The organism is Thalassotalea sp. LPB0316 (assembly GCF_014898095.1).
Classification (GTDB): Bacteria; Pseudomonadota; Gammaproteobacteria; order Enterobacterales; family Alteromonadaceae; genus Thalassotalea_G.
The window spans coordinates 1,447,585-1,470,865 of sequence record NZ_CP062946.1; the positions used below are offsets into that span (position 1 = coordinate 1,447,585).

The window sequence follows — 23,281 nt, forward strand, 5'->3', positions numbered from 1 at the left end:
TTTTTAACGGTTGTCTAATAAACTCAAGTATTTATGTATACGCAATATTTCGGTTTCAAAGAAATCCCCTTTTCCATTGCGCCTAACCCTCATTTTTTATACATGAGCGAGCGCCACAAAGAAGCACTTGCACACCTGAGTTATGGCCTGGGTGAAACAGGTGGCTTTGTCTTGCTTACAGGGGAAGTGGGAACGGGCAAAACTACCGTTAGTCGCTGTTTATTAGAACAGCTAGGCGAGGATACTCAGGTCGCGTTTATTTTAAATCCGGCGCTGTCGGCGTTTGAGTTGTTGGCGACTATTTGTGATGAATTGAAGATTCGTTATCGAAAAACGGGTGCAACGCTAAAAACACTGACGGATAAAATTAGCCAAAAATTACTGAAAAATCATGAGAACCAGATCAATACGATTTTGATCATCGATGAAGCTCAGCATTTACAAGCTGAAGTCTTAGAGCAATTGCGTCTATTGACCAATTTAGAAACCCATACCAAAAAGCTGATGCAGGTCATTTTAATTGGTCAACCTGAACTCCAGCAGTTACTGCAACGTCAAGATTTAAGGCAATTAGCACAGCGAATTACGGCTCGCTATCATTTATTACCACTCACTAAAGCAGAAGTTGGCCATTATATTGAACATCGCTTAGCGGTTGTTGGTTGTCAGCAAAAGCTCTTTACAGATTCTGCGATATCTTCGATTCACCGGCTGTCTAATGGCATTCCAAGGTTAATAAATTTGTTATGTGACAGAGCCTTGCTAGGCGCTTATGCACAAGGTAAGCAACTAGTTGATAAAAAAATGGTCAACATCGCGGCTAGAGAAGCTTTGGGGGCAGAGCGTCAAGTTAAACCGTGGTGGCAACATAATGCCTTTAGAATCATTATCTTTGTTATGGTACTCATAGCTATGGTAGTCATAGGGGCTCAGCTAGGGCAACAAGCCATAGAAAACCCAGTGGTGACTAATTCAACGCAACAAGGACAGGGCACAGCGCAGACAGTGACAGTTGATAGCAACAGCAATCGTGACCTTTCAAAAGCCGCGATTAAGTTATTTGCAGCTTGGCGGGTGATATTAGATGAAAACATTACTGAGCCGTGTCAGGTTAGCCAAACCTATTTGCTGGCATGCCATTGGTTTAAAGGTAATGTTACTGCCTTAAAACGCATGGGATACCCAGCGGTGATGCAATTTGTTGATCAACAGGGGCGAGTCTTTTATGGCAATTTGATTGGTGTTCAAAGTGATCAACTGCTAATAGAATTTGCTAAGGGCAAGCAAGCGGTGACAAATAGTTGGCTTGCACAAAACTGGCAAGGTGGCGCTTTGATCTTTTGGCAGGCTCCGAGCTTAAACGGCGAATTTGTTGAACAAATCGATGCAAGTAGTGATCTAATGCTGATTCAATGGCTTGAAGATAATTTAGCGATTAAACAGCAAAGACCGAAGCGCATGATTGAAAGCTTTGATCAGTTACTCGTTAATCAGTTACAGCAATTTCAACAATCGCAGGGCATCGTGGTATCATCATTTGCCAATGTTCAAACTGTCATGTATTTAGCAAATCAATCGGCGCTAGGCATGCCTGTGTTTATCAACCAGTAGATCTGAAATGTCATATATTCTCGATGCACTTAAAAAGCAACAAGGCGATAAACTAGAAAATCGAACTACACCACTCGACTTTCAGCACACGCCAGTGATTAATAACGCTTCAAATATGCTGCTATGGGGCGTGTTATTGACCTGCGCTATTTTTTTAGCGCTATTGGCAGGGTTTTGGATGGGAAAACAAAGCCAACCGATGAATCAATCAAACAGTACTGCCGCTCAAATAACGCCAACTGAGCTTGAACCTCAAACTAAAATTGCCCCTGTGATAGAAGCGCCAAGCGTTAGCGAGCCAACATTAACCGAAAGCTATTTTCAAACACCACCAGCCCAGATAATGACATCAAAAGCGCAGCCAAAGCCGAGTGACAAAGCGGTAGAAAGCAAACCGCTCATTTTAGGCGCGAATACTGATCGAGTATCTGATACCGGTGAGATTATTAAACCGCAAAAACAAGCCCTGGAAAAACCAGATGGCGTTTCAGCAAGCTTACTAGCTAAGTTTGAAGCAGCAGTAAATGATACGCCATTAGATGGGCAAACAACGCAATCATTTGATACAGATGAACCAAGTGTCGAAGATATTTCTCAATTACCTGTTAGCGTACAAAATGCGATTGCGCCTTTTGCCTTTGATATGCATATTTATCAGAGTAATAATCAAGGCTGGGTTAAGGTTGCCGAGCAAGAGTATTATCAAGGCGAGCAATTACCGAATGGCGTTGTTATTACCAAAATAGAGCCACAACGGGTGATTTTAACCTTTGACGGCTATCGCTTTTCAATGGGCGCATTAACCACTTGGCAATAATGCGTGTTTAACGTGCAGTAGTTCATATCTGAACTTCGATTTTGAGCGATTTAGAGACTTTACCAAACCCTACTACGGAGAACCGTCATCCCCTGACGTTGTTACAGGGGATCTCCTGCCATTATTCTACTTACATCCAGAGAGGCGAGGTTAGAGTTCGCTAACTCTGACCCCGTTTAGTATGACTATCAGATTTGATTGCCTTTGTAATTACATTAAGTAAATCAAATCTGACTAAACAATTGTAAACTTATTCTGCTGCAGTCTCAGTTGCAGATTCAGTTGCTGCTTGTGCAATCACTTCTTCGCGTGCTTCTTCTGCTTCAATTGTTGCAGAGATAGCTTCTAAAAGTGCGTACTCAGCTGCAACAACGTGAACAACCGCGCGCTCAACACAATGAGCAGCGTGCTTTTGAGCTTTCTCTGCTCTGCGATCAAGCTTGGCAATTTCGCGCTGCTTTTTCCATGATGAGATAGTTTCTTCTGTGTGCTCTTTTTTGTCAGTAGCCCAGTTTTCAATGTCTTGTTGTAACTGCTTTGCTTTCGCTTCTTGCTCTTTAATTGACACTTTTAACGCGGCAATTTTTTCATCGACATTCTCTTTTGACTTTTCTGCGTTGCTCTCAACATTTGCTTTAAATGCTTCAAAGCTGTTTTGTAGAGATTGCGCGTCTTTTTGGATTTTTTCAATGAACGCTTTTTTATCTAAACTCATAATATTCACCTGTAATTTGTTGATAAGTTGATTAGTTAATTTTGATAGGTGAAGTATCGATTAAACGATAAGTAAAAACTGTAAGAGAATTGTAAAAAGGTGAGATGTAAATGTTAATGAGTTGCCTTGTTGGGTTACTGTTTTTTTATGGAACAATAATACTCTATTTATCGGGCAACGAGATCGAAAGGTGTACTTTGAAAGTTCGTTGCATATATTGGTTTACGTTGCTGCTGCTGAACTGCCCCAATTGTGGTGAATTACCGCGTCTTTACTATGAGTGAGTTATATAGCTTTAAATGGTATTTTGAAAGCATTTAAGCGTATTGGGTTTGCGAGCCAGCGAAGTTTCAAATGATATAAGGTTGAGATTTGCTTATCAAAAAATGTTTAAATCAATGGTTAATTCATAAAGGCTTGTCGGAAGAAATTGAGTAAATTTAAATTAAACTCTTCTGGTCTAACACAGCAATCAATTTGATCATCATATTTCGGTTTCATTAAATCGATTTCTTCAATCGCGATATTTTGTTTGAGGCGAGTGTTATAAAACACTTTGACAATAGGTTGCAATGGTTTGTTTTTGTTTAGCCCTGATATCAAGCCAACTTTACCGCTGGTGAGTTTGACTAACGTACCTACCGGGTAAAGCCCTAGTGATTGAATAAATTTTTCGACTAAGCCGTTGTCGTAACTGTGAATGGAGTCTTTGATCAGGTTTTTAAATGCCTGAATCGGGTGCATACCCGCTTTATAGACCCTATCGGCAGTCATCGCATCGTAACTATCGACAATCGCGATCATTCGGTCAAATATACTAATATCTTCAGCATTTAAACCATAGGGGTAACCTTTGCCATCTAAGCGCTCGTGATGTGTTGCAATGAGACTCAAAGCGATATCGGGCACGCCATCCATTGTTTTGACCACTTCGAGACCTTTAATTACATGCCCTTTCATCAGCTCGTATTCATCACTGGTGAGTTTACCTGGCTTATTGAGAACTTCATCTGGGATCAAAACCTTGCCAATATCATGTAAAAACGCACCTAAAGCCAATTGCTCAATGGTCTGTTTATCATAAGACATATGTTTAGCAAAAATACTAATGAGTACTGCGACGTTAAGCGAGTGTTCTACAAGGTACTCATCTTTCATTCGAATTCGTGACATACACGAAAGGGCGTCTTGATTTCGAAAAATAGAATCAACGATAGCATCAGTGGTTTGACTAACCTCTGCAATATCGATCTCTTTGCTGTCGGTAATCGAGGTTAAAATCTTACCTTGGAGGTCCTTGGCGTTGTTATACAGTTTTACCGCTTTGTTCATTTCGGCATCGAGCGGTACTTTGCGCTTGTGATGATCTACAGTCTCTTTGGCAGGTTCTGGCTCAATAGAGTTTTCTGGCTCAGGCTGCTCAGCAGGCTTTGAGGCGTGTTTTGACTTTGCCATGTCGATAAAAATAAACTTTACGCCAGATTTTTTTAGCTTTTCTAGGGTTTTAGCTGAAGATACGAAGCCCTCAGATTTTACTGAGAGCTGTGTTCTAGGATTGACAACTGAAACGACATACATGCCCATTTCAACGTCTCTAATTGCTATTTTTGATAAATCTTTTGTAGTCTCAGTCATCTTTTTATGCTGCGTTGAGAGCCTCAACTGAGGCTCACCTAATTGCTATTGCCAAGACGCTAAACTCTCCTCGTAAGTTTCGATTAAGTCGAGCTTTTGTAGCGTCCAGCCGACACTATCAATACCGTTTGCTAGGCAATATTGATGAAATTCATCAAGTGTGAATGTGTAACTAGTATTGCCTGCTTGTACTGTATTATTCGCTAAATCTACCGTTAAGTGTAGTGAACCTTGCTTAGTTTGCGTAAAAAGTGTTTGAATATCACTTTCAGGTAGTTTTATCGGCAAAATCCCGATGTTAATGCAGTTTGCATAGAAAATATCGGCAAAACTAGGGGCAATTATAACCTCAAAACCATATTCTTGTAATGCCCAAGGCGCATGTTCACGAGATGAGCCGCAGCCAAAGTTCTCTCGTGCTAATAAAATACTAGCACCTTGATATTGGGGTTTATTCAAAATAAATTCAGGGTTGTTTTCCAAACCGTGATCGTCAAGATAACGCCAATCGTGAAATAAATGTGTACCGAAGCCAACGCGCTCAGTTTTTTGCAAAAACTGTTTTGGGATAATTTGATCGGTGTCGACGTTGGCAATATCAAGAGGCGCAACTAATCCGTGATGGGTAGTAAATTTTTTCATTGGTTAATCCTTCACTTGAGCTAAATCGACAAAACGGCCGTGAATAGCTGCAGCTGCGGCCATTTCAGGGCTAACTAAGTGAGTGCGGCTGCCTCTACCTTGTCGACCTTCAAAGTTTCGATTTGATGTCGATGCACAACGGTCACCGGCACTCAGTTTATCGTCGTTCATACCTAGACACATAGAGCAGCCCGGTAAGCGCCATTCAAAGCCCGCATCAATAAAAATCTGTGCTAAGCCCTCTGCTTCAGCTTGAGCGCGCACGCGATAAGACCCCGGAACTACGATGGCATCTACGCTATCACTGACTTTCTTGCCTTTAGCAATATTGGCCGCTGCGCGTAAATCTTCAATTCGAGAGTTGGTGCATGAGCCGATGAATACCTTATTTACCGGAATATCGGTAATTTTAGTACCGGCAGTTAAGCCCATATACTTTAATGCATTAGCACATGACTCTTGTTCAACAGGGTCGCTAAAATCACTGGGTGCTGGAACCATGCCATCAACTTCGATAACTTGCCCCGGTGTTGTTCCCCATGTTACTTGTGCTTTTATTTCACTGCCTTTTAGGACAAGGGTTTCATCAAATACGGCGTCATCATCTGTTTTCAAGGTTTGCCATTTGGCGATGGCTTGCTGCCATTCATCACCTTTTGGCGCGTATTCTTTGCCCTCTAAATAATCAAAGGTGGTTTGATCTGGTGCGATTAAACCGGCTTTTGCACCAAATTCAATACTCATATTACAGATGGTCATTCGCTGTTCCATGGTAAGATTCGTAATACCTTCACCACAATATTCGACTACGAAACCGGTCGCACCTGCACTACCGGTTTTACCGATAATCGCCAAAATAATATCTTTCGCGCTGATCCCTGGGTTTACCGCGCCTTGAATTTCAATTTTCATGGTTTTAGCTTTGGTTTGGCGCAGTGTTTGCGTTGCCAGTACATGCTCAACTTCAGAGGTACCAATACCAAAGGCAAGTGCGCCAAAAGCGCCGTGTGTTGCCGTGTGTGAGTCACCACAAACAATCACTTGGCCTGGTTGGGTAATACCTAGTTCAGGCCCCATAACGTGGACAATACCTTGGTTTTTATGACCCATACCAAAAAGTTTAATGCCAAACTCTTTACAGTTTTTTTCTAGCGTGCGCAATTGATTAGCAGCCCCTTCACCAGCGGCATCGATTTCAACCGAGCGGGTTGAAATGTTGTGATCCATGGTGGCAATCGTTTTGTTCGGGCAACGCACAGGGCGATTGTGAAATTTCAAATTGGCAAACGCTTGTGGTGAGGTCACTTCGTGGATCAGGTGACGATCAACGTAAATTAACGGCGTTTCACCAGCTTTGTCTTCAACAAGGTGACCTTGCCACAATTTTTCATATAAAGTACTCGCCATGGTTTAGCTCCCTTGCTCAGCGTTAATAAATTGGCAAATAATATCGCCCATTTCACTGGTTGAAAGCGCGGTGTTGGCTTTTTCTGCCGGTAGTAAATCACGTGTTAGGTGACCTGCATCAAGCGCTTTTGCTACTGCATTTTCAACGGCTGTGGCGGCTTCATCTTGATTTAAGCTAAAGCGCAACATTAGCGCTGCAGATAAGATTTGGGCTATTGGATTAGCGATGTTTTGACCAGCAATATCCGGCGCTGTGCCACCGGCAGGCTCATACATACCAAAACCTTGCTCGTTTAAACTTGCTGAAGGCAACAAACCCATTGAGCCTGTGATCATGGCACAAATATCAGACAAAATATCACCGAATAAATTTGAGCATAACATCACATCAAACTGTGCTGGGTCTTTGACTAACTGCATTGCCGCGTTGTCGACATACATGTGTTCTAGGCTCACATCTGGATATTGTTTCGCGACTTCTTCTGTCACTTCTCGCCACAAAATAGAGCTAGCTAAGACATTAGCTTTATCAACCGAAATGACTTTTTTACGGCGCTTTTGGGCGGCTTGGAAAGCTAAATGCGCGATACGGCTAATTTCTTTTCGAGAATAAATCATGGTGTCATAGGCAGCTTCTTGCTCTGTGCCAGCATCTTTACGACCTTTGGGCTCACCAAAATAAATCCCACCCGTTAATTCACGCATCACTAAAATATCGAAACCTTGCGCTGAAATATCGGCGCGCAATGGTGATAATTGTGACATCGCTTGTTGTAAGCTTGCAGGGCGCATGTTGCAAAATAAGCCAAAATGGCCTCTAAGCCCCAACAATGATGCGCGCTCTGGTTGCTCCGTCGGCGGTAAATGGGTCCACTTGGGGCCGCCAACGGAGCCAAATAAGATCGCATCACTTTGCTCACAACCATCAATCGTGCTTTGTGGTAAAGCAACGCCGTGGTTATCAATAGCGCAGCCACCAACATCGTATTCTTTTAAGGTAATCGGGAATTGATATTTGTCGGCAACGCAATGCAACACCTTTTTAGCTTGTTCCATTACTTCTGGGCCAATACCATCGCCCGCTAAAATTGCAATTGTAGACATTTCTTCTCTCTTTAATTTTATGACATATTCTGTTGTTTTTGTGCGGCGCTTTGCTGGCGCTCTTCGCGTAAGTTGGCAATTTTCTTTGCGCGTTCAATCGCGTTTAATGACGAAATCAACGCTTGGCCAGAAGCTTCGATAACATCGGTGCCAATACCATAGCCATGGAAGTTTCTTCCTTGCCATTTTACAACGATGTTTGCTTGACCTAGGCCGTCTTCACCAGCACCTTTATTGGAGATTTTATAGTCGGCCACTTCAACCGGGTAATCGACACATTTTTTGATGGCTTGATACAAGGCATCTACTGGGCCATTACCTGTAGCTGATTGAATTGCGATCTCTTCACCAACCTTTAATTTAACGCCGGCAGTGGCAAATTGGCTGCTACCTGATTGCACGTTAATTTGCTCAATTTGGAAGTGATCTTGACTGTCTTGTTGCTGAATGTTGAATAGCAAGGCTTCTAAATCATCATCGAACACTTGGCCTTTTTTATCGGCTAATTTTAAGAAGTCTTGGTATAGGGTGTCTAAATCAAAATCTGATTCGTGATAACCCAAGCTCTCCATGCGATGTTTAATAACATGGCGGCCAGAGCGCGAGGTTAAATTCAGTTTGGTTTTGCTAATACCGACACTTTCTGGCGTCATGATTTCATAGGTATTACTTGCTTTTAACATGCCGTCTTGATGAATGCCCGACGAGTGGCTAAAGGCATTGCTGCCAACAATTGCCTTATTGGGCTGTACTGGCATATTGCATAAATGACTGACTAACTTAGAGGTTTTAGCAATTTCTTGATGTTGAATATTGGTATGCACGCCTAATAAATCTTGGCGTGTTTTAATGATCATGGCAATTTCTTCTAATGAACAATTACCCGCTCTTTCACCAATGCCGTTGATAGTACATTCTACTTGGCGAGCACCGGCATTAACCGCTGCCATTGAGTTTGCTACGGCTAAGCCTAAATCGTTATGACAGTGCACTGAGATTACAGCTTGGTCGATATTGGGGACGCGATTAAATAACTGGGTAATAATGCCGCCGAATTCGTGTGGTAGGGTGTAGCCAACCGTATCGGGAATATTAATTGTGGTCGCGCCTGCTTTAATCGCTTGTTCAACCATTCTACACAAGTTGTCTATTGGTGTACGCCCAGCATCTTCACATGAAAATTCTACATCATCAGTAAACTTACGCGCATATTTTACCGCGTGAATGGCCATCGCTTCGACATCTTGAAAATCTTTTCTCAATTTTTGCTGAACGTGAACATCAGAGGTTGAAATAAAGGTGTGAATGCGAAATTGATCGGCAACACTCAGCGCATCAGCACAGGCCTTGATGTCAGCTTCAACCGCGCGAGATAGACCGCAGACGATTGAATTTTTAACCGTACGAGCTATTTGCTGTACTGAATTGAAATCGCCGGGTGATGAAACAGGGAAGCCCGCTTCAATAATGTCTACACCCAAGCGCTCTATCGCTTGAGCAATCTGTAACTTCTCATTAACCGATAAGCTGGCGGTAAGTGCTTGCTCACCGTCTCTAAGCGTTGTATCAAATATTATAACCTTGTTGTCCATCATTAAGTTCCAAGTTGGCAAATTAATGCGGGCATAAAAAAACCCGCGATAACTAGCGCGGGTTTTAGGTAATTTACTTGTTAACTAAGCAACAACAGACCATCCGCGCGTGTTAATCGCGAGGAGGAGGTTAATTGAAATGTGCTTAGTTATATACGTCATTTGAATAAATATTCTAAATTTTTCATTCGAGTGACATATTAATAGCGCATTAAGGTGCTTGATGTCAACGGGATAAATGAGTTTTTACTCGATTTTTATTTTGGGAAGTTAAAGTGGTTTAGCATGTTACTGCAAGTTAATAACATGCCAAAGCAGGTGAATATAAGTGGTGCGGTTATATTGGAGCTTGTCGAGCAATATTATATGATACGGGGCTGATGATAATTGCAATTGATTGAGTACCTGATGGCATTAGCAAAGCGTTACTTGTTTTTTATTTCTCAAAATTATTCTTTTGGTATTTTAAGGCCTTTACAACAAGCTATCTTGCAGTCAGGAGGCATGGTTGCTTGGTATTTGGAAGGAAAAGAAGTTAACCCCGATTATTTACAAAAAGGTGATGTAAGGTTGCTTTCAATGGATGATGTTATCCGCTTTAACGCTGATGCTAATTTATTTCCTGGCAATATTGCGCCAACATTTTTACCTGGAATTAATGTCGCGGTTTTTCATGGCTTTGATGCAGGAAAGGTCGATAAATATGGTAATAACGATCACTTTAAAATTAGAAATTGTTTTGATTTGTACTGCACTCAAGGTCCTGACTCTACCGCTAAATTCAAAGCATTAATGGAGCCGCCAAGGAGCTATATGGTCAGAGAGACTGGTTGGTGCGCATTAGATACACTGTTTGATGACACTGATGTCGTAAAATTAGAAAAGCCAACAGTATTAATGTGTTCAACATTTTCTAGGCGTTTATCGTGTGCAGAAACACTTTTCCCTTTAATTACCAAGTTGAGTAAAACGGGTAAATGGCAATGGCTTATCCAATTTCATCCGAAAATGGCACCAGAAACTGTAGCGAAATATCGAAGCCTAGAATCTGAGCATCTGTGCTTTGTCGAAACCGATGATGTTAAGCCCCTGCTGAAGCAAGCTGATGTTATGTTATGTGACACTTCCTCAGTGCTACTAATGTTCCTTTTATTGAACAAGCCTGTTGTTACTTTTAATAATATTGAACCGAAAGACTTCCTATTGAACGTGGTAACTAAAGAAGAGGTTGAATCGGCACTTGAAATCGCGTTAACTCGCCCACCAAACCTTATGAAAAACATAGCGCAATATAATGAACTCAACCATCCTTACCAAGATGGTAAGTCGTCATACCGCGTGTTGGCAGCTATTGATGAGTGTTTAGCTAACAAACATCAGTTGACTAAGAAAAAACCTGATATCTTCCGTCAATTAAAAATGCGAAAAAGACTGGGGTATTGGAAACTATAAGTTATAACTATGTAGAGGCTATTGAGCGATTAACTCGCTAAAATAAGCTTCCATGGCGTCTACCGTTCTTTCGTGAGACAGCTCAGCTTGAATCACCTTACTGGCATTATTTGTCAGTCTCTCGAGTTCAGCAGGGTTGTCATACAAAAATCTGATCTTGTCGGCCATCTCAATTGCGTTGTTCAGTGGAACAATATAACCATTTTCGTTATCAGTAATGATTTCCATAGCGCCGGGATTGGCCGAGCTTAATACTGGCGTGTTATTGGCGAGTGATTCCATCACAACGCGTGGCAAGCCCTCTCTTATCGACGGCAAAACCAACAAGTCACATGCTCTAGCAATTTCTGGTACATCTTGTCTGAAGCCGGGTTGGCAGATTCTCTCAGCCATTTTAGTTGCTTGAATCTGCTGTTGGAAAGGTTCACCTTCAAATTTATCGCCAACTAATATCACTCTTAGGTTAGATAGGTCAGTTAAGTGTGAGAGGGCTTCAAGGAAAATGTGCATGCCTTTATAGGGTCGGTGGCTACCGACACACACGACATTAAACTTACTTTGATCCGTGTTAAATTGCTCAAGCTCTGCACCTGATGGGCTGTACCAGTTGACATCGTGGCCTTTGTAAATTGTTCTGACCTTGCTTTTGATACTCGCTCTAACTTTATCTTTAACATAATCAGTTACTGCGTTTGAAACACAAACAACACCGTTCACTCTCGGGCTCAATATCGTCAGATAATTACTCAAATCTGATTTGTAAAGGCCGCCAGTAGTGCCGCGGTATGCCACCATTTTGGCTGATGTACCGATGCACGCCATCGCAGCATTAGGTATCGTACGAGAGGTTGTTGCATAAACGAGGTCGATAGATTTTTGTTTAATTAATCGATTGATCGTTTTAATACTATGCCACGACAGTTTTTTACCATAATTGAGGATATGAACATCGATATTCGCCTGTTTGTACTTTTCTAAATAGGCACTCGATTCGTCCGCACAAAGGGTAATGTCGTGACCGCGTTTGGCTAAACTAATATAGATTTCAGCTTCAGGCCGAGTTGAGGTATACGAACGACCTTTGTCAGGGACAATCAATAGTTTCATTTAACCTCCTAGTAATGCCAAATAACACTAGCGTGGAGCATGGCATCTAATTCTGATGCTTTCTCGAGAAAGCTTGAATGACTCACACTGCCGCCAACTTTATAGGTAAATCTTTGCCAGTTATCTTGAAAGTTGCCTGAAAGCATGACCAGATCTTCGGCAATATCGGTAACGGAATTACCGTCTGATGAACCCGGGAATCGATCAATATCATCCCTGTTTAATCTTGCATATCTGAGCCTCACATCCCATTGCTGCCCTTTGCTGTTTTGGCCAATAAGGCCAGTCACCAGCGTGGATGCATCACTATCATATAAGTTACTAATTATCCGGCCTTTATAGCGCATCCCTGTTTTGTATATGTGATGCTCATAAAAGCAGTTACAGTCTTTGTAGGTGTCGGTATATTCAAGGTACGCGTTGACGGTGTAATTGGCTAACTTAAAGTGTGTATCTATGCCGGCGAGCACTGCCGGTTTGGTGATAAAGTTTAAGCCTTTTTTGGCATTGCCGTCTTCACCATAATACTGACCATACAGAGTAAACGGTTGATCAAACATCTTCACAGCATAGCGAACATCATAACCTGCTTGCTGATTACCCGGCTCATTTGAACGGTCATCGTCACAATCAAACCCTGAACTACCCGTAGCACCGCAGTTATCTTTTCCTAGTAGAACATTGACAAAGGTTTTGAAATCTCGTGGTCGACCTTCACCTCCCCATTGGGCTAGGCGGACAACGGCGAACTCTAGATTGTCAGTCAGCATAAAGTTCATCCGAAACCCCCACAACAAGGTGTTAGGCACGTATCTTTCTTCTTCCATTTGCCCCATAAAAGTGGTGACGTTCCAAGGAATTTGATAATCGTCGGTAAAAGGTACGTGAAATGGAATCGATTCATTGCGTGAAATCGAAATGGCAGGCATCGGGCGGGCATTATTCGTCAAACTCACATTGCTGTCCCAGCCTGGCCCCCACCACCTATCTTGGGTGCCAACAGTCGCTATCCAATTCCCCCATTTTCCCGCGACATAACTATCGTTGAATTGGACTTTATCACCTTCAATGGGGTCGGTTGTGTAACTTGGCTGAAACTTGTAGGCGAAATTAGCATAAACATCACTTGTCGCAACAATTACATTATTTTTATTGCGAAAATTATCACCAAAAGAGGTAAATCTATGATCATCAGTTGCTGCGTTTAATTCAACTGTGGTTTGTTGTTCTAACGCTTTTTGTAGGTGATATCGAACGTGGAAATAATCATTTTTTACGTCGTTGTCTAACGTGACTAGATCAATGTCTTTAAATACTCGGTTAATATCGGACCACATTAGCGGATACGTGGTTAATGGAATGGGTAACTGACCAGCATCGGCTAAGTTTTGTAAGCTGGCACGAAGTGCTAAATTAGATGTGTTGACAAAAGGCTCTGCAACGGCAACTTTTGTCCATAAAAGTGCTACGACACTTAAGGCAAATTTTATTTTCATGAGCTACTTTCAGGTTAGTTCCAGCTTTGGGTCTTGCGTTTTTTAGCGGTTAAATGCGGTAAAATAATCCCCAAAATCAGGCCGATACCTAATACCATAGCGCCGTAGAAAAAATATTGTTTTTTCAATTCTAGATCTTGATTGTCTACTTGCAGTTGCAATGCTTGATGCTGCTTAGACAGCGCATCATAGTCACTTTGTAACGCCGCGTTTTGCTGTTCTAATTCATTGATCGTTGCTTGTTTATTGCTTATTTCTTCGTTCAAGCGTTGTTTACTATCGTTATTACTCGCTAGTTTACTGTTGAGCTCTGCAATAACCGCTCTAAGGCTTGGATTGGTACTGACAAACTTTGATTCAACCCATGCAGTGCGATCTTTTTCATCGATAATTTGTGTATAACCGTTGGCTTGCTCACCCGTTAAAGCAATTTCATCACCGGCATTAATACTGCCGACAATACGATAATTTGAACCCGCACCAGCATGCATGTATACGAATAATTCATCGGATATATAGCCTTGTTCAAGCGAAGTTTCAGGGGCAGAGTCTTGGGCAAATGTGGCAGGAGCCAATAATGTTAAAGCTATAGCAAAATAAGTAACGGCTTTCATGGTTTAACCAATTGGGAAAATAACGTGTGAAAATATTAGGGCTTTGACTGACTATTGGCAAGAGAAGATTGTTATTTCAGGGCTTTTTAGGCATTTCTGATTATTGCTAAGCACTAGAACTTTTAGTATGTTAGGTGGTACGCTAAATGATCGTAAATTCAATGTATAGGGCAATATGGCCGACGAAATAGAGTTGAAATTTTTAGTCGAAGACACTGACGTTGTCAGTAAAGTAAACAAGTATCTAACGACGTTAACGTTACCGGTTGATTATTCAGTTAAGAACCTGAAAAATAGCTATTTCGATACGCTGTCAATGACCCTTAGAACCTATGACTTTGGTTTGAGAACGCGAACCTATTCAGCACCCGACACACCAAATGTGACCGAGCAAACAATAAAAACCGCGGGTCAAGTCGTTGGCGGCTTGCACAAACGGCCAGAATATAATGTTCAAATTGACACTAACCAACCCGAGTTAGCGCTATTTCCCGCCGATATTTGGCCAACTCATGCCAATCTACAGCAAATACAAGAGCAACTACTTTGTTTATTTTCAACTGATTTTGTTCGCCATACTTGGCAGATAACTATGCCATGCGGCAGTGAAGTTGAATTAGTTTATGACGTTGGTGAAATTACATCGTCAGGCAAGTGCAGTGTCATTAACGAAATTGAATTAGAGCTTACAACAGGTGATATAACGTCGATATTCAGTCTGGCGCAAGGTTTGTTTAGCTGTTTGTCGTTAAGGCCAGGGCTCGAAAGCAAAGCTGCCAGAGGGTATAACTTATTTCATCACAGAGAAATGTCTTATCCTAGCCGGTTACCCGTTGTTCAAACTGAACGTAAAGCGGATTTGTCGACCGTTTTTTACACGGGCATGGCACAAGCCCTTGAGCATTTACAACTGTGTGTTGCAGGTTATTTAGCACAACCAAAATTAGACATATTGGGCGACTTTGTCGATAGCCTAATATTGATTCGTCACGGCTTTTGGTTATTTGAGCAACATATTGTAGATGAGCAACAACGCGATACCGTGAGAAAAGATCTATCACATTTTATCAAATTGTTTTCATGGGTTGATAATGCTCAATTGTTTACGGAATTGATGAATAAGTCGGGGGCGTATCGCAAGAAAATTGACTATTCTGAGCAATTGGTTGAGCAGCTTAAACTTGAACATCGACGCTTTCCAGATGAAGAGCAAGTTAAAAAGCTAATGGTTAGCGAACGCTTTAACAACTTGCAGTTAACGTTGCTTGAGCTCATCATCAATAAGACGATAAAGGTTAGCCCAAGTGACCAAGATACCAGAGCGTTCGCCGCACAAAAGCTCGAACAGTCATTATCACAAGCACAATTAGGCGGTGAGCAAACGCATTATATCGATGTAGCTAAAAGACTACTAAGTCAACGCAAGCAGCTCATTAGAAGTCTACTCACCGGCAATTGGCTCGGCGCTTTTTTCGAGGATTCAATTCGTCAAAATTACCGCAATGCATGGCTAGATGTGCTAGAGGGGATGAATGAGTTACAGACCTTGTGGTTACTCGACGAGCAGCTTGATGCATTATCGCCTCGAAATGAAAAACTCTGTAGTTGGTTTGATATGAAAATAGAGCACTTAGTCGACACCATTTCACAGTCTCATCAGCACGCGCTATCTATTATTCCTTACTGGCGAGATTAACAAGTAACATGCGTTTTTTTATGACACTTTGGCTGGCAATTTGTAGCTATATGGTTGAGGCTAAACCGTATTTATTGCCGCAAGTTGAATCTCGGCTGATCGGCCAAGATTTTCATTATACCGTTCGCGAAGGCGATTATTTTCAAGCGATAGCTGAAAAGTTCAATGTCGGATTTTTAGCCTTGATTGATGCAAATCCTGAGCTTGATCCTTTCTTACCAGCCGTTGGCAGTAAGATGATAATTCCCAATAAAATGTTACTGCCATTCGTTCCCCATGAGGGCATTGTGATTAACTTACCCGAATTGCGGTTGTATTATTTCTCAGCTGAAAGCGCCATTGTTCACGTTTTTCCAGTAGGCATTGGCAAGCAAGGCTTGGCGACACCGAAAACTAAAAGTTATATCGGCGAAAAGCGCAAAGATCCTGTGTGGCGACCAACGAAAGAGATGCAAGCGCGTTATTTAGCTGAACACGGTAAGCCGCTAGCTAAAGAAGTACCAGCAGGGCCTGATAACCCGTTCGGTAAATATGCCCTTCGACTAGGCACCAGTGAGTATCTTATTCACGGCTCTAACCAACGAATAGGTATAGGTATGCGTTCGAGCTCGGGTTGTATACGTTTATTTGATGATGATATTGAGTGGCTCTATAACAATGTGCCCGAAGGTACTGTGGTGAGAATTATTGATCAACCGATTAAAATGTCTTATGAAACAACAGGCAAGCACATTGAAGTGCATCGCCCCTTAAGTGATGGTGAGCGCCTCACCGACAGTAAATATCAAAGAATTTTAGCTAACTTTCTCCAAAGTGAAAAAGAACAACAAGCCGTCTCGCCTTTACTCGATAAGCCAACGGGTTTAGTGGTTGCTTTGTAAGCAAGGGAACACCGCTGATTTTTCCGCACAGGAGAATAACACCAAGTGAATTAAGCTCGCTGAGTGATAAAATATTTCATTCACTTGGTATAAAAAAGCCGATGTCATCATCGGCTTTTCACTCAACAGTCTACCCGTTATTTTTTGTAAGTCGATACCATGTTGTCGACTTTGGCATTGGCTTCTTTTGCCGCCATTTGAGCATCTTTTGCCATCATTTTGGCATCGTTGATCGCACTTGCGTTAGCGTCAACTTTTTTCTCAAGCGCACTTACTTGGTTAGAAAGGTTGTCTACTTTGTTTGTTAGTTGATCCACTTTTGCCTCTAACGCACTAGTGTTTGAACAACCCGCCATTAACACGACGATTCCCGCTACAGCAATGTTTCGTTTTAACATGATTTTTCCCTTACTTATTGTTTATTCTATAAGATAACGTTGTTATGCATACTTTAACAATAGTTGAAAATTTGTCCAAAACAATTTTAAGCGTTATCAATCACGTGCTTAATTAATTCTTCCATCAGCTTTTTCTTGATTTCAAGTTGTTCACTCGGTGAAATATCGTATTTCTCACCGAGTACCTGATAATCATCTGCACTTAAGCTTACCGTCAGGCGAGGGCGCTTGGGGCGACGGTTAATCGGTAAACCGAGTATATGGCGGATTTGATCTGAAGGACTCAAGCCCTGAGTCAATGCCTCTTGACGGATGGCGAGTTGAATTTTCTCATCCATATCAAATGCAACTTGGGTCGCTTTTGCGGCTTTTAATGATGACTGCCACTTCTCAGGTACTTTGCGGTTGCTCATGATTAACTTCCCGGGAACATGTCTTTGATATCGCTAACAGGTCTAAACAAGGTAAGAAACACATCGGTGTCGCCATCTTGCCACACTTCTATATCTACCCCTTTACTTTCATCGTCGTTGTACAAAGAGTATTGTTCAAACTGTTCGCCGGCATCTTTTCCTTCATAAGATGAAAGCGCTTGGCTGCGATGATCTTTGCGATGAAAGTAGCCGATTTGAGCGAAAGCTTGACGATGGTAGTGTTCGTCTAACCACCGGCCAAGTGTTGGGTCTTTTTCTACGGTAGTTAATTCGCACGGTGCTTCGTCAAAAATCAAAGCAAATTGGTCTAAATCAAATACCCTAGCAACATCATCACGCTCTATTTCGTAGGAAAACTTGATGTACTTGCTGTCATCAACGTCGAGTGTTAAATAGATTTTCTCACCACTTGTACCCATTAATACCCATTCGGTATTGGTGTGGTGTTCAAATTCATAACTGTTGATCTCAATGACTTCAAGTTGCTGTTTTCGCAGTTGCTCTGGTAGGGCAAAGCTATCGCTTAGTACGATAATGTCTTTGATTTGGAGTTGGTCAACTTGGGTAAGTTGGCGAGCAGGTTTATCGTCGCTAAATAATTTTTTAAAAAAACTCATTGTGTACCTACTAAAACGCCAGCGTATTCACGCTGGCGGTATCAGGTTTAGATTTACTTTTGCTTGGCTTTTAAACGCTCTAATACAGAGTTTGCGTTGTTGTCTTGTGCGCCAATACCTGCTGCTTTTAGTTTAGCTTCTAGTGAGTTATCAGAGGTTTCTGACTCTAATACTTCTGCAGCTTTTAACTGATCATCAAACTTTTGTTGCTTAGCTTTGATACGCTCAAGTGAGTCTTTCGCGTTAAGTAGCTTCGAGTTTGACGAAGAAAAGTTATCGGTAATCGCTGACGTCGCCTTTTGTACACTTTCAGTTGTTTTAACCATAGATAACTGACGCTTGTACTCAGTGATTTGACGTTCAGACTTTTTCACTAACTCTTTTAAACGCACGGCGTTTGTTTCAAAGCTTTCAAGCGATTGCTGATTGGTGCTTAATTCGCTCTCTAAGCTGGCAATTTTTTCTGCCACTTCAAGGGCTAAGGCTTCATTGCCTTGTTCAAGCGCTTGCGTTGCGTAACCTTCGTGTTCTGCAATATCGCGTTTGATGCGATCAACTTCACGTGACGCTGACATTTGTTGTGCCATTACACCAGTTAAATCGCGCTTGGCCTTGGTTAAGTGGTTTTCGGCATCGCGAATTTCTTGTTCAAAAATACGGGTAGAATTAGCGTCAACAATGGCTTCGCCAACCTCAGTTGCTCCACCACGTACAGCGGTCATAATCTTTTTAAAAATGCTCATAATATACTCCTGATGGAAACTTAAACGAGGTATTCACTCATATCATCGATAACTTCTAAGGCGTTGTTACTCAGTACTGCGAGTTCATGCTCAATGTCGTGGAATGATGAGCTCATCGACAACGCACCAAAAATAACGTATTTGTCACCAATCTTAGAAAATGAAGACAGCGGCATTGGGATATTCATTTCCAACATACTCGTGTGCATATCTGCTTGGCTGCCTGGTTTAACTTCATCTTCACCCCAAAGGTAAGTGATGCATAAAATTTGATCGTCGGTTACCGAAACAAAGATCGGTAGCTCTTCACGACCAATAACAGAGATTTGTAACACATCTACTTCGCCGGCAATTGGCTGGCAATCAAAAACTAATCCTGTATCTGAATTGTCAGCTAGCGTGTTTAGATGGTCTGCTATCTTATGAATATTCATGTTTTTCCTCATGTAATAAGAAGCTCATTGGTAACCCAATAGTGTTTAAGACATATTATGTCTCGGTGTCAAATGTAGCACTTAGACATATTATGTCAAGCGTTAGTTTCAACTTTATTGTAAATGAGCGTTGTTTAATCCTTGTTGGCTTTGCCACGCTTGTTGGTGGAGCTGATAAATTACATGGCTCCCCAAATAGTTAACTGGAATATCGTCTTTATCTTGGTAGAAGTTTTGCGGAAATTCAAAGGCCGATAACACTAAATTTTTTGTTAGCCATAAATGATTGTTGGGTAGTTGCGGCAATGCAGCTAGCCTCTGATAAGGAGATGCGCCCGATTTTGCGGCAATCGTCCAACCCCACTCACCAAAGCTTGGTACATTGTCATGGTATTGCTCAACATGTAAAAAGCCAGCCGCTTCAACGGTATTGCCTATGGCTATAAAGGCATTTTTTGCGTGATATGGGCTAGTTGATTGAATGGCGAGTAGGCCATCACCTGATAACAACTGGTTGATCCGAGCGTAGAAATTGACACTGTAGAGTTTGTTTAAATCAGGGTGGCTAGGGTCGGGTAAGTCTATGATTATGGCGTCGTAATAACGCTGTTGTTTGAGCAGTTCGTCGATGGCCAAAAAGGCATCTGCTGCAATCACTTCAACGCGTTGGTCGGCAAAACTGTCTTGGGTTAGCGCCTGGATTTGGCCTGCTAGCTTTTTCGGTAAATGTTGTTCTGGCTGGCGAAAAAGCGACATTAGTTTTTCATCGAGATCAATCAAGGTGACTTGCTTTGGTTGCCAGCGCAAAACATCGCGAAGGGCCAAACCATCACCGCCACCGATGATCAAAATGTTATCTTGGCGGGCTGAGCCTGCTAGAGCGGGCTCAACTAAATAGCCGTGATAGATAAATTCATCAGATGAAGAGAATTGCAAACGACCATTCAAGTAAAAATTAATCACGGTATCTTGATTATGGCCTAGTCTGCGCTCAGTAAAGGTGAGCTGTTGATAACGGGTTTTATCCGAATAAACGACTTTATCGAGGTAGAGTAAATTACTCATTTGGTTTAGCCATTGATTGCCGTAGTTAAAAACCACTAATACCAACAGTGACAACAAGATATGACCAGATAGCAGCAGTGTTTTGTGTTTTATCATTGCCCAATAGCGCGACATAAACATTAAGCCGGCAAGTAAGTTGATACTTGCAGTAATTGCAGCGGCTTCATTGATATCGATAGTCAGTAATACCGTTACCCAAATTGCAGCACCTATGCCCGCGCCAATGTAATCGGCACCATACATAGTGCCAAGGTTATTAGCTAAGTGTTTTTGGTGGACAATTTCTCGAACGCGGGCAATTAACGGGATTTCCATACCAATGAAAAAACCGAGTAAAAAGCCAAAGAAATAGGGAGATTTCATGGCTAACCAGTTCAGACTTTTTAACCAACCGCCTTTCGGCATCGCATCAGGTGGCAGGGCAAAGGTTTCAGCGATGATGTGAGGCAATAATTGGCTAATCGCAATCAGCCCTCCGATGGTGAGAATGGCCGTAGTGCCTAAAAAAGCAATAATCAGTTCGAGGTAGAGAAAGCCGTTAAAGGCGCATTTGACGAATCGCGCGGCGAAAGCGCCAACCCCCATGGCAACGATCATCAAGCCGATCATGGTGTAGATGGTACTTTCCATCACACCAAGCACGCGACCGGCATAATGGGATAACAAATACTCATAAATTAGACCACAGCCGGCAAGCAGAGCCATGGTCAAAATGAGTAAGCTATCGTCCCAAAAAAACTTTTTGGTATCAGACATAACAAATTGGCAGGCGGCGAACTAGGCCATAAGTGCTGTTAAAATTAGCGCAATTGAGATACTAATTGCCATTTCAACACAAGCAACACCAATATTGTGTTGTTGATCGACCTCTTCGATTAAGTTAATACCAAACAAGACCAGTTTTTTCGCTATGGTTGTCAGGATTGACACGGTAATGGTTAACGCGATGCCAAAAATTAACCAACCTAATAGGTTCGGTAAAATTGCATATTCGTTGTAACTAAAGAAGTGGCTTGCCGCGGTTACCGCAAGTGCTGTACTAATGACTTGGCCAGCGTAACGAATGGCAATCGCTATTTGGCCATTGGCTAAAGCTTCTTGCATGCAGTCTGCTTGATTGTGCTTTGCGTAGTGACGTTCTTTTATTCGAGTAACAATAACTAACATCGCTTGCGAAACAATAAAACCTGACAGTATGGCGATAAAGGTATAGACAGTTAAACCGTGTACCCATAGTAGGACTGCGCGAATGACAATGGCGGTAGCCACTACGCCAGCGGCATCGACGATACCCACACTAATGTTTTTGTTGAGGATTTGTTGGGTTTTATCAATGTGCTGGAGGGCGAATTTATCATGGATAACACGGCCAATTTTTATTAACACGATACCAAAAATACCGTAGCTCAACATACCAATTGCTTCCCATAAATAGCTATCAGCGGCTTCACCAGTGATCGCGCCGGTAAGCACTAAGCCCAAGGCAAGAAAACTACCTGCGACGCTAATACCGAAAGCAAAATTATCCTGTTTAGATAATTCATCCGTGGTATTTACATTGGCAGACAAGCCTGAGATAAATCGCATTGCACCGAGTAGAAGGATGGCAATCGACACATCAATTGCTAGGTATATTAAAAGCTCTTGGCTTACTGCACTAAATTCGATAAAGCTGTTCATTGTTCTTCCTATTTGCCTCGTCTCGTGCCACGAGAAGTATTTGTTCTGCTATTTCTAAAGCTTGCGTTTTTCTTGTTGCTGCTCGCGTATGCACTTTTGTTAGTGGTCGTTTTTTGAAAGCGATTCGCGTTAGTTTGTGCTGCTTTACTCTTTTGTGAAATACTCGAGGCACCGGTGCGATTTTTGGCATATGCGCTGGTGTATTTCTGCCCCTTACTTTCAAAAGATTTACGTGTTCTATTATCAAGGTTGACTTGTTTTCGCAAACTACTTGGCGAGCTATAACGCGTGCGACCGTAGTCGCTGTAATAGCTGTAATTTCGGTAGCGTCCCCAATCGCTATAGTAAACTCTTCTAGAGCCAAAAAGATTATCCATCAGGGCGTACATACCGTACCATTCCCAAAACGATAAGCCATTACTACCTGTTTGCCATTGACCGTAATTCGGGTTACCAATCAGCTGTTCACCGACACCGAAATCTTGCGCGCCATTAGCTTGCATGCTCTGCGCTTTTGATAAAGCGTTGACGCGCGGTAACATGCCGTCAGACATGTCAGCTAAAACATTGAGTGGATCGCTCAATGCATCGGAAAATAAAATGGGATCCGCAGCTTGATAAATATTGAGTAATTCTTGATAGCGCTCTTCCTTGGTGCTAAATAATTGGGGCATGTTTTGTGCTTGGTCAAACCTATCCATCAACCCTTTATACATGGGGCCGGTAGGCGTAGCATCACGGGCAATCACTTTAACGATATCGGCAAGCTCAGGCTTTGCCGCTGTTACTTTTTGCGCGTATTGATTGATCAATGCGGCGTTAGTGACCTGGCCTGAAGTCAACGCTTGACTAAGCGCCTCTATTCGGCTTTTGGTTATCGGGATTTGCTGCTCTATTTGTTGCGCCACGGGGTCTGAGCAGGCGCTAAGCAAGAACACAAATAAAAAACTAAGAACCTTAATCGGTTGCATTTTTGTCTCGGCTCCTTCAAAAATGCCAATATAATTCATCTTTTTAGCACTTGTGACATAATATGTCTAACGTTAATTGGTAAATTTTTATTATTTTAACGTCACTAAATGTCATCAATGATAAGCTAAGTAAGATAATACGCTCAAGTTTTAACATGATAAAGGACAGC

The 23,281-nt window shown here is 42.0% G+C and carries 22 protein-coding genes; 5 read left to right on the forward strand and 17 right to left on the reverse strand.

The window, feature by feature from the left end; all coding sequences use genetic code 11:
* Positions 1–33 precede the first annotated feature (33 nt).
* Positions 34–1,611 (forward strand): ExeA family protein, encoded by a 1,578-nt coding sequence (locus LP316_RS06350; RefSeq protein WP_193023484.1) that lies wholly within the window; start codon positions 34–36, stop codon positions 1,609–1,611.
* A 7-nt stretch (positions 1,612–1,618) separates the two neighbouring features.
* Complete coding sequence (locus LP316_RS06355; RefSeq protein WP_193023485.1) at positions 1,619–2,428, forward strand: general secretion pathway protein GspB; 810 nt, start codon at positions 1,619–1,621, stop codon at positions 2,426–2,428.
* A 250-nt stretch (positions 2,429–2,678) separates the two neighbouring features.
* Here LP316_RS06355 and LP316_RS06360 read toward each other — a convergent pair whose 3' ends face one another.
* From LP316_RS06360 to leuA, 6 genes are all read right to left on the reverse strand, one after another.
* Positions 2,679–3,143: a hypothetical protein gene (locus tag LP316_RS06360; RefSeq protein ID WP_193023486.1), complete on the reverse strand. Its 465-nt coding sequence runs from the start codon at positions 3,141–3,143 to the stop codon at positions 2,679–2,681.
* A gap of 402 nt (positions 3,144–3,545) precedes the next feature.
* Positions 3,546–4,778 (reverse strand): HD-GYP domain-containing protein, encoded by a 1,233-nt coding sequence (locus LP316_RS06365; protein WP_193023487.1) that lies wholly within the window; start codon positions 4,776–4,778, stop codon positions 3,546–3,548.
* Between the two features lie 45 nt (positions 4,779–4,823).
* On the reverse strand, positions 4,824–5,420 hold the full coding sequence (gene leuD, locus LP316_RS06370) for a 3-isopropylmalate dehydratase small subunit (RefSeq protein WP_193023488.1): 597 nt from the start codon (positions 5,418–5,420) through the stop codon (positions 4,824–4,826).
* A 3-nt stretch (positions 5,421–5,423) separates the two neighbouring features.
* Positions 5,424–6,827: a 3-isopropylmalate dehydratase large subunit gene (gene leuC / locus LP316_RS06375; RefSeq protein WP_193023489.1), complete on the reverse strand. Its 1,404-nt coding sequence runs from the start codon at positions 6,825–6,827 to the stop codon at positions 5,424–5,426.
* 3 nt (positions 6,828–6,830) lie between these two features.
* Positions 6,831–7,931, reverse strand: coding sequence for a 3-isopropylmalate dehydrogenase (gene leuB / locus LP316_RS06380; RefSeq protein ID WP_193023490.1), 1,101 nt, complete (start codon positions 7,929–7,931; stop codon positions 6,831–6,833).
* A gap of 17 nt (positions 7,932–7,948) precedes the next feature.
* Entirely contained in the window at positions 7,949–9,523 is a 1,575-nt protein-coding gene (gene leuA, locus LP316_RS06385) for a 2-isopropylmalate synthase (protein WP_193023491.1), read from the reverse strand.
* A 396-nt stretch (positions 9,524–9,919) separates the two neighbouring features.
* On the opposite strand from leuA, the gene LP316_RS06390 reads away from it, so the two are divergent.
* Positions 9,920–10,975 carry a CDP-glycerol glycerophosphotransferase family protein gene (locus LP316_RS06390; protein WP_413470672.1) on the forward strand — a complete coding sequence of 352 codons (1,056 nt, stop codon included), beginning with the start codon at positions 9,920–9,922 and terminating at the stop codon, positions 10,973–10,975.
* Positions 10,976–10,993: 18 nt separating this feature from the next.
* Here LP316_RS06390 and LP316_RS06395 read toward each other — a convergent pair whose 3' ends face one another.
* Genes LP316_RS06395 through LP316_RS06405 form a run of 3 tightly spaced genes read right to left on the reverse strand, consistent with a single transcriptional unit; the run spans position 10,994 to position 14,192 of the window.
* Positions 10,994–12,082 (reverse strand): glycosyltransferase family 4 protein, encoded by a 1,089-nt coding sequence (locus tag LP316_RS06395; RefSeq protein ID WP_193023493.1) that lies wholly within the window; start codon positions 12,080–12,082, stop codon positions 10,994–10,996.
* A gap of 8 nt (positions 12,083–12,090) precedes the next feature.
* Positions 12,091–13,578: a capsule assembly Wzi family protein gene (locus tag LP316_RS06400; protein ID WP_193023494.1), complete on the reverse strand. Its 1,488-nt coding sequence runs from the start codon at positions 13,576–13,578 to the stop codon at positions 12,091–12,093.
* Between the two features lie 14 nt (positions 13,579–13,592).
* A complete protein-coding gene (locus LP316_RS06405; RefSeq protein WP_193023495.1) occupies positions 13,593–14,192 on the reverse strand; it encodes a TIGR04211 family SH3 domain-containing protein in 600 nt (199 codons plus the stop codon).
* 193 nt (positions 14,193–14,385) lie between these two features.
* On the opposite strand from LP316_RS06405, the gene LP316_RS06410 reads away from it, so the two are divergent.
* Complete coding sequence (locus LP316_RS06410) at positions 14,386–15,888, forward strand: inorganic triphosphatase (protein WP_193023496.1); 1,503 nt, start codon at positions 14,386–14,388, stop codon at positions 15,886–15,888.
* A gap of 20 nt (positions 15,889–15,908) precedes the next feature.
* Entirely contained in the window at positions 15,909–16,769 is an 861-nt protein-coding gene (locus LP316_RS06415; protein ID WP_226960818.1) for a L,D-transpeptidase family protein, read from the forward strand.
* 137 nt (positions 16,770–16,906) lie between these two features.
* Here LP316_RS06415 and LP316_RS06420 read toward each other — a convergent pair whose 3' ends face one another.
* The 8 genes from LP316_RS06420 to LP316_RS06455 form a co-directional block, all read right to left on the reverse strand.
* Positions 16,907–17,167: an Lpp/OprI family alanine-zipper lipoprotein gene (locus LP316_RS06420; protein WP_193023498.1), complete on the reverse strand. Its 261-nt coding sequence runs from the start codon at positions 17,165–17,167 to the stop codon at positions 16,907–16,909.
* A gap of 86 nt (positions 17,168–17,253) precedes the next feature.
* Positions 17,254–17,580, reverse strand: coding sequence for a hypothetical protein (locus tag LP316_RS06425; protein ID WP_193023499.1), 327 nt, complete (start codon positions 17,578–17,580; stop codon positions 17,254–17,256).
* 2 nt (positions 17,581–17,582) lie between these two features.
* Complete coding sequence (locus tag LP316_RS06430; protein ID WP_193023500.1) at positions 17,583–18,218, reverse strand: hypothetical protein; 636 nt, start codon at positions 18,216–18,218, stop codon at positions 17,583–17,585.
* Between the two features lie 53 nt (positions 18,219–18,271).
* Positions 18,272–18,961: a PspA/IM30 family protein gene (locus LP316_RS06435; RefSeq protein ID WP_193023501.1), complete on the reverse strand. Its 690-nt coding sequence runs from the start codon at positions 18,959–18,961 to the stop codon at positions 18,272–18,274.
* Between the two features lie 20 nt (positions 18,962–18,981).
* The gene (locus tag LP316_RS06440) at positions 18,982–19,395 is read right to left on the reverse strand and encodes a YjfI family protein (protein WP_193023502.1); all 414 of its coding nucleotides are present in this window, start codon (positions 19,393–19,395) and stop codon (positions 18,982–18,984) included.
* 114 nt (positions 19,396–19,509) lie between these two features.
* A complete protein-coding gene (locus LP316_RS06445; RefSeq protein ID WP_193023503.1) occupies positions 19,510–21,216 on the reverse strand; it encodes a polyamine aminopropyltransferase in 1,707 nt (568 codons plus the stop codon).
* Between the two features lie 21 nt (positions 21,217–21,237).
* Positions 21,238–22,140 (reverse strand): DUF350 domain-containing protein, encoded by a 903-nt coding sequence (locus LP316_RS06450; RefSeq protein ID WP_193023504.1) that lies wholly within the window; start codon positions 22,138–22,140, stop codon positions 21,238–21,240.
* Between the two features lie 8 nt (positions 22,141–22,148).
* On the reverse strand, positions 22,149–23,111 hold the full coding sequence (locus LP316_RS06455) for a hypothetical protein (protein WP_193023505.1): 963 nt from the start codon (positions 23,109–23,111) through the stop codon (positions 22,149–22,151).
* Positions 23,112–23,281 lie beyond the last annotated feature (170 nt).

Coding starts and splice junctions, on each gene's coding strand:
- LP316_RS06425 (WP_193023499.1), bottom strand. CDS start 17,580: ATGAGCAACCGCAAAGTACCTGAGAAGTGGCAGTCATCATTAAAAGCC.
- LP316_RS06415 (WP_226960818.1), top strand. CDS start 15,909: ATGACACTTTGGCTGGCAATTTGTAGCTATATGGTTGAGGCTAAACCG.
- leuD (WP_193023488.1), bottom strand. CDS start 5,420: ATGAAAAAATTTACTACCCATCACGGATTAGTTGCGCCTCTTGATATT.
- leuB (WP_193023490.1), bottom strand. CDS start 7,931: ATGTCTACAATTGCAATTTTAGCGGGCGATGGTATTGGCCCAGAAGTA.
- LP316_RS06400 (WP_193023494.1), bottom strand. CDS start 13,578: ATGAAAATAAAATTTGCCTTAAGTGTCGTAGCACTTTTATGGACAAAA.
- leuA (WP_193023491.1), bottom strand. CDS start 9,523: ATGGACAACAAGGTTATAATATTTGATACAACGCTTAGAGACGGTGAG.
- LP316_RS06355 (WP_193023485.1), top strand. CDS start 1,619: ATGTCATATATTCTCGATGCACTTAAAAAGCAACAAGGCGATAAACTA.
- leuC (WP_193023489.1), bottom strand. CDS start 6,827: ATGGCGAGTACTTTATATGAAAAATTGTGGCAAGGTCACCTTGTTGAA.
- LP316_RS06365 (WP_193023487.1), bottom strand. CDS start 4,778: ATGACTGAGACTACAAAAGATTTATCAAAAATAGCAATTAGAGACGTT.
- LP316_RS06360 (WP_193023486.1), bottom strand. CDS start 3,143: ATGAGTTTAGATAAAAAAGCGTTCATTGAAAAAATCCAAAAAGACGCG.
- LP316_RS06430 (WP_193023500.1), bottom strand. CDS start 18,218: ATGAGTTTTTTTAAAAAATTATTTAGCGACGATAAACCTGCTCGCCAA.
- LP316_RS06445 (WP_193023503.1), bottom strand. CDS start 21,216: ATGTCTGATACCAAAAAGTTTTTTTGGGACGATAGCTTACTCATTTTG.
- LP316_RS06455 (WP_193023505.1), bottom strand. CDS start 23,111: ATGCAACCGATTAAGGTTCTTAGTTTTTTATTTGTGTTCTTGCTTAGC.
- LP316_RS06350 (WP_193023484.1), top strand. CDS start 34: ATGTATACGCAATATTTCGGTTTCAAAGAAATCCCCTTTTCCATTGCG.
- LP316_RS06395 (WP_193023493.1), bottom strand. CDS start 12,082: ATGAAACTATTGATTGTCCCTGACAAAGGTCGTTCGTATACCTCAACT.
- LP316_RS06420 (WP_193023498.1), bottom strand. CDS start 17,167: ATGTTAAAACGAAACATTGCTGTAGCGGGAATCGTCGTGTTAATGGCG.
- LP316_RS06440 (WP_193023502.1), bottom strand. CDS start 19,395: ATGAATATTCATAAGATAGCAGACCATCTAAACACGCTAGCTGACAAT.
- LP316_RS06435 (WP_193023501.1), bottom strand. CDS start 18,961: ATGAGCATTTTTAAAAAGATTATGACCGCTGTACGTGGTGGAGCAACT.
- LP316_RS06450 (WP_193023504.1), bottom strand. CDS start 22,140: ATGAACAGCTTTATCGAATTTAGTGCAGTAAGCCAAGAGCTTTTAATA.
- LP316_RS06405 (WP_193023495.1), bottom strand. CDS start 14,192: ATGAAAGCCGTTACTTATTTTGCTATAGCTTTAACATTATTGGCTCCT.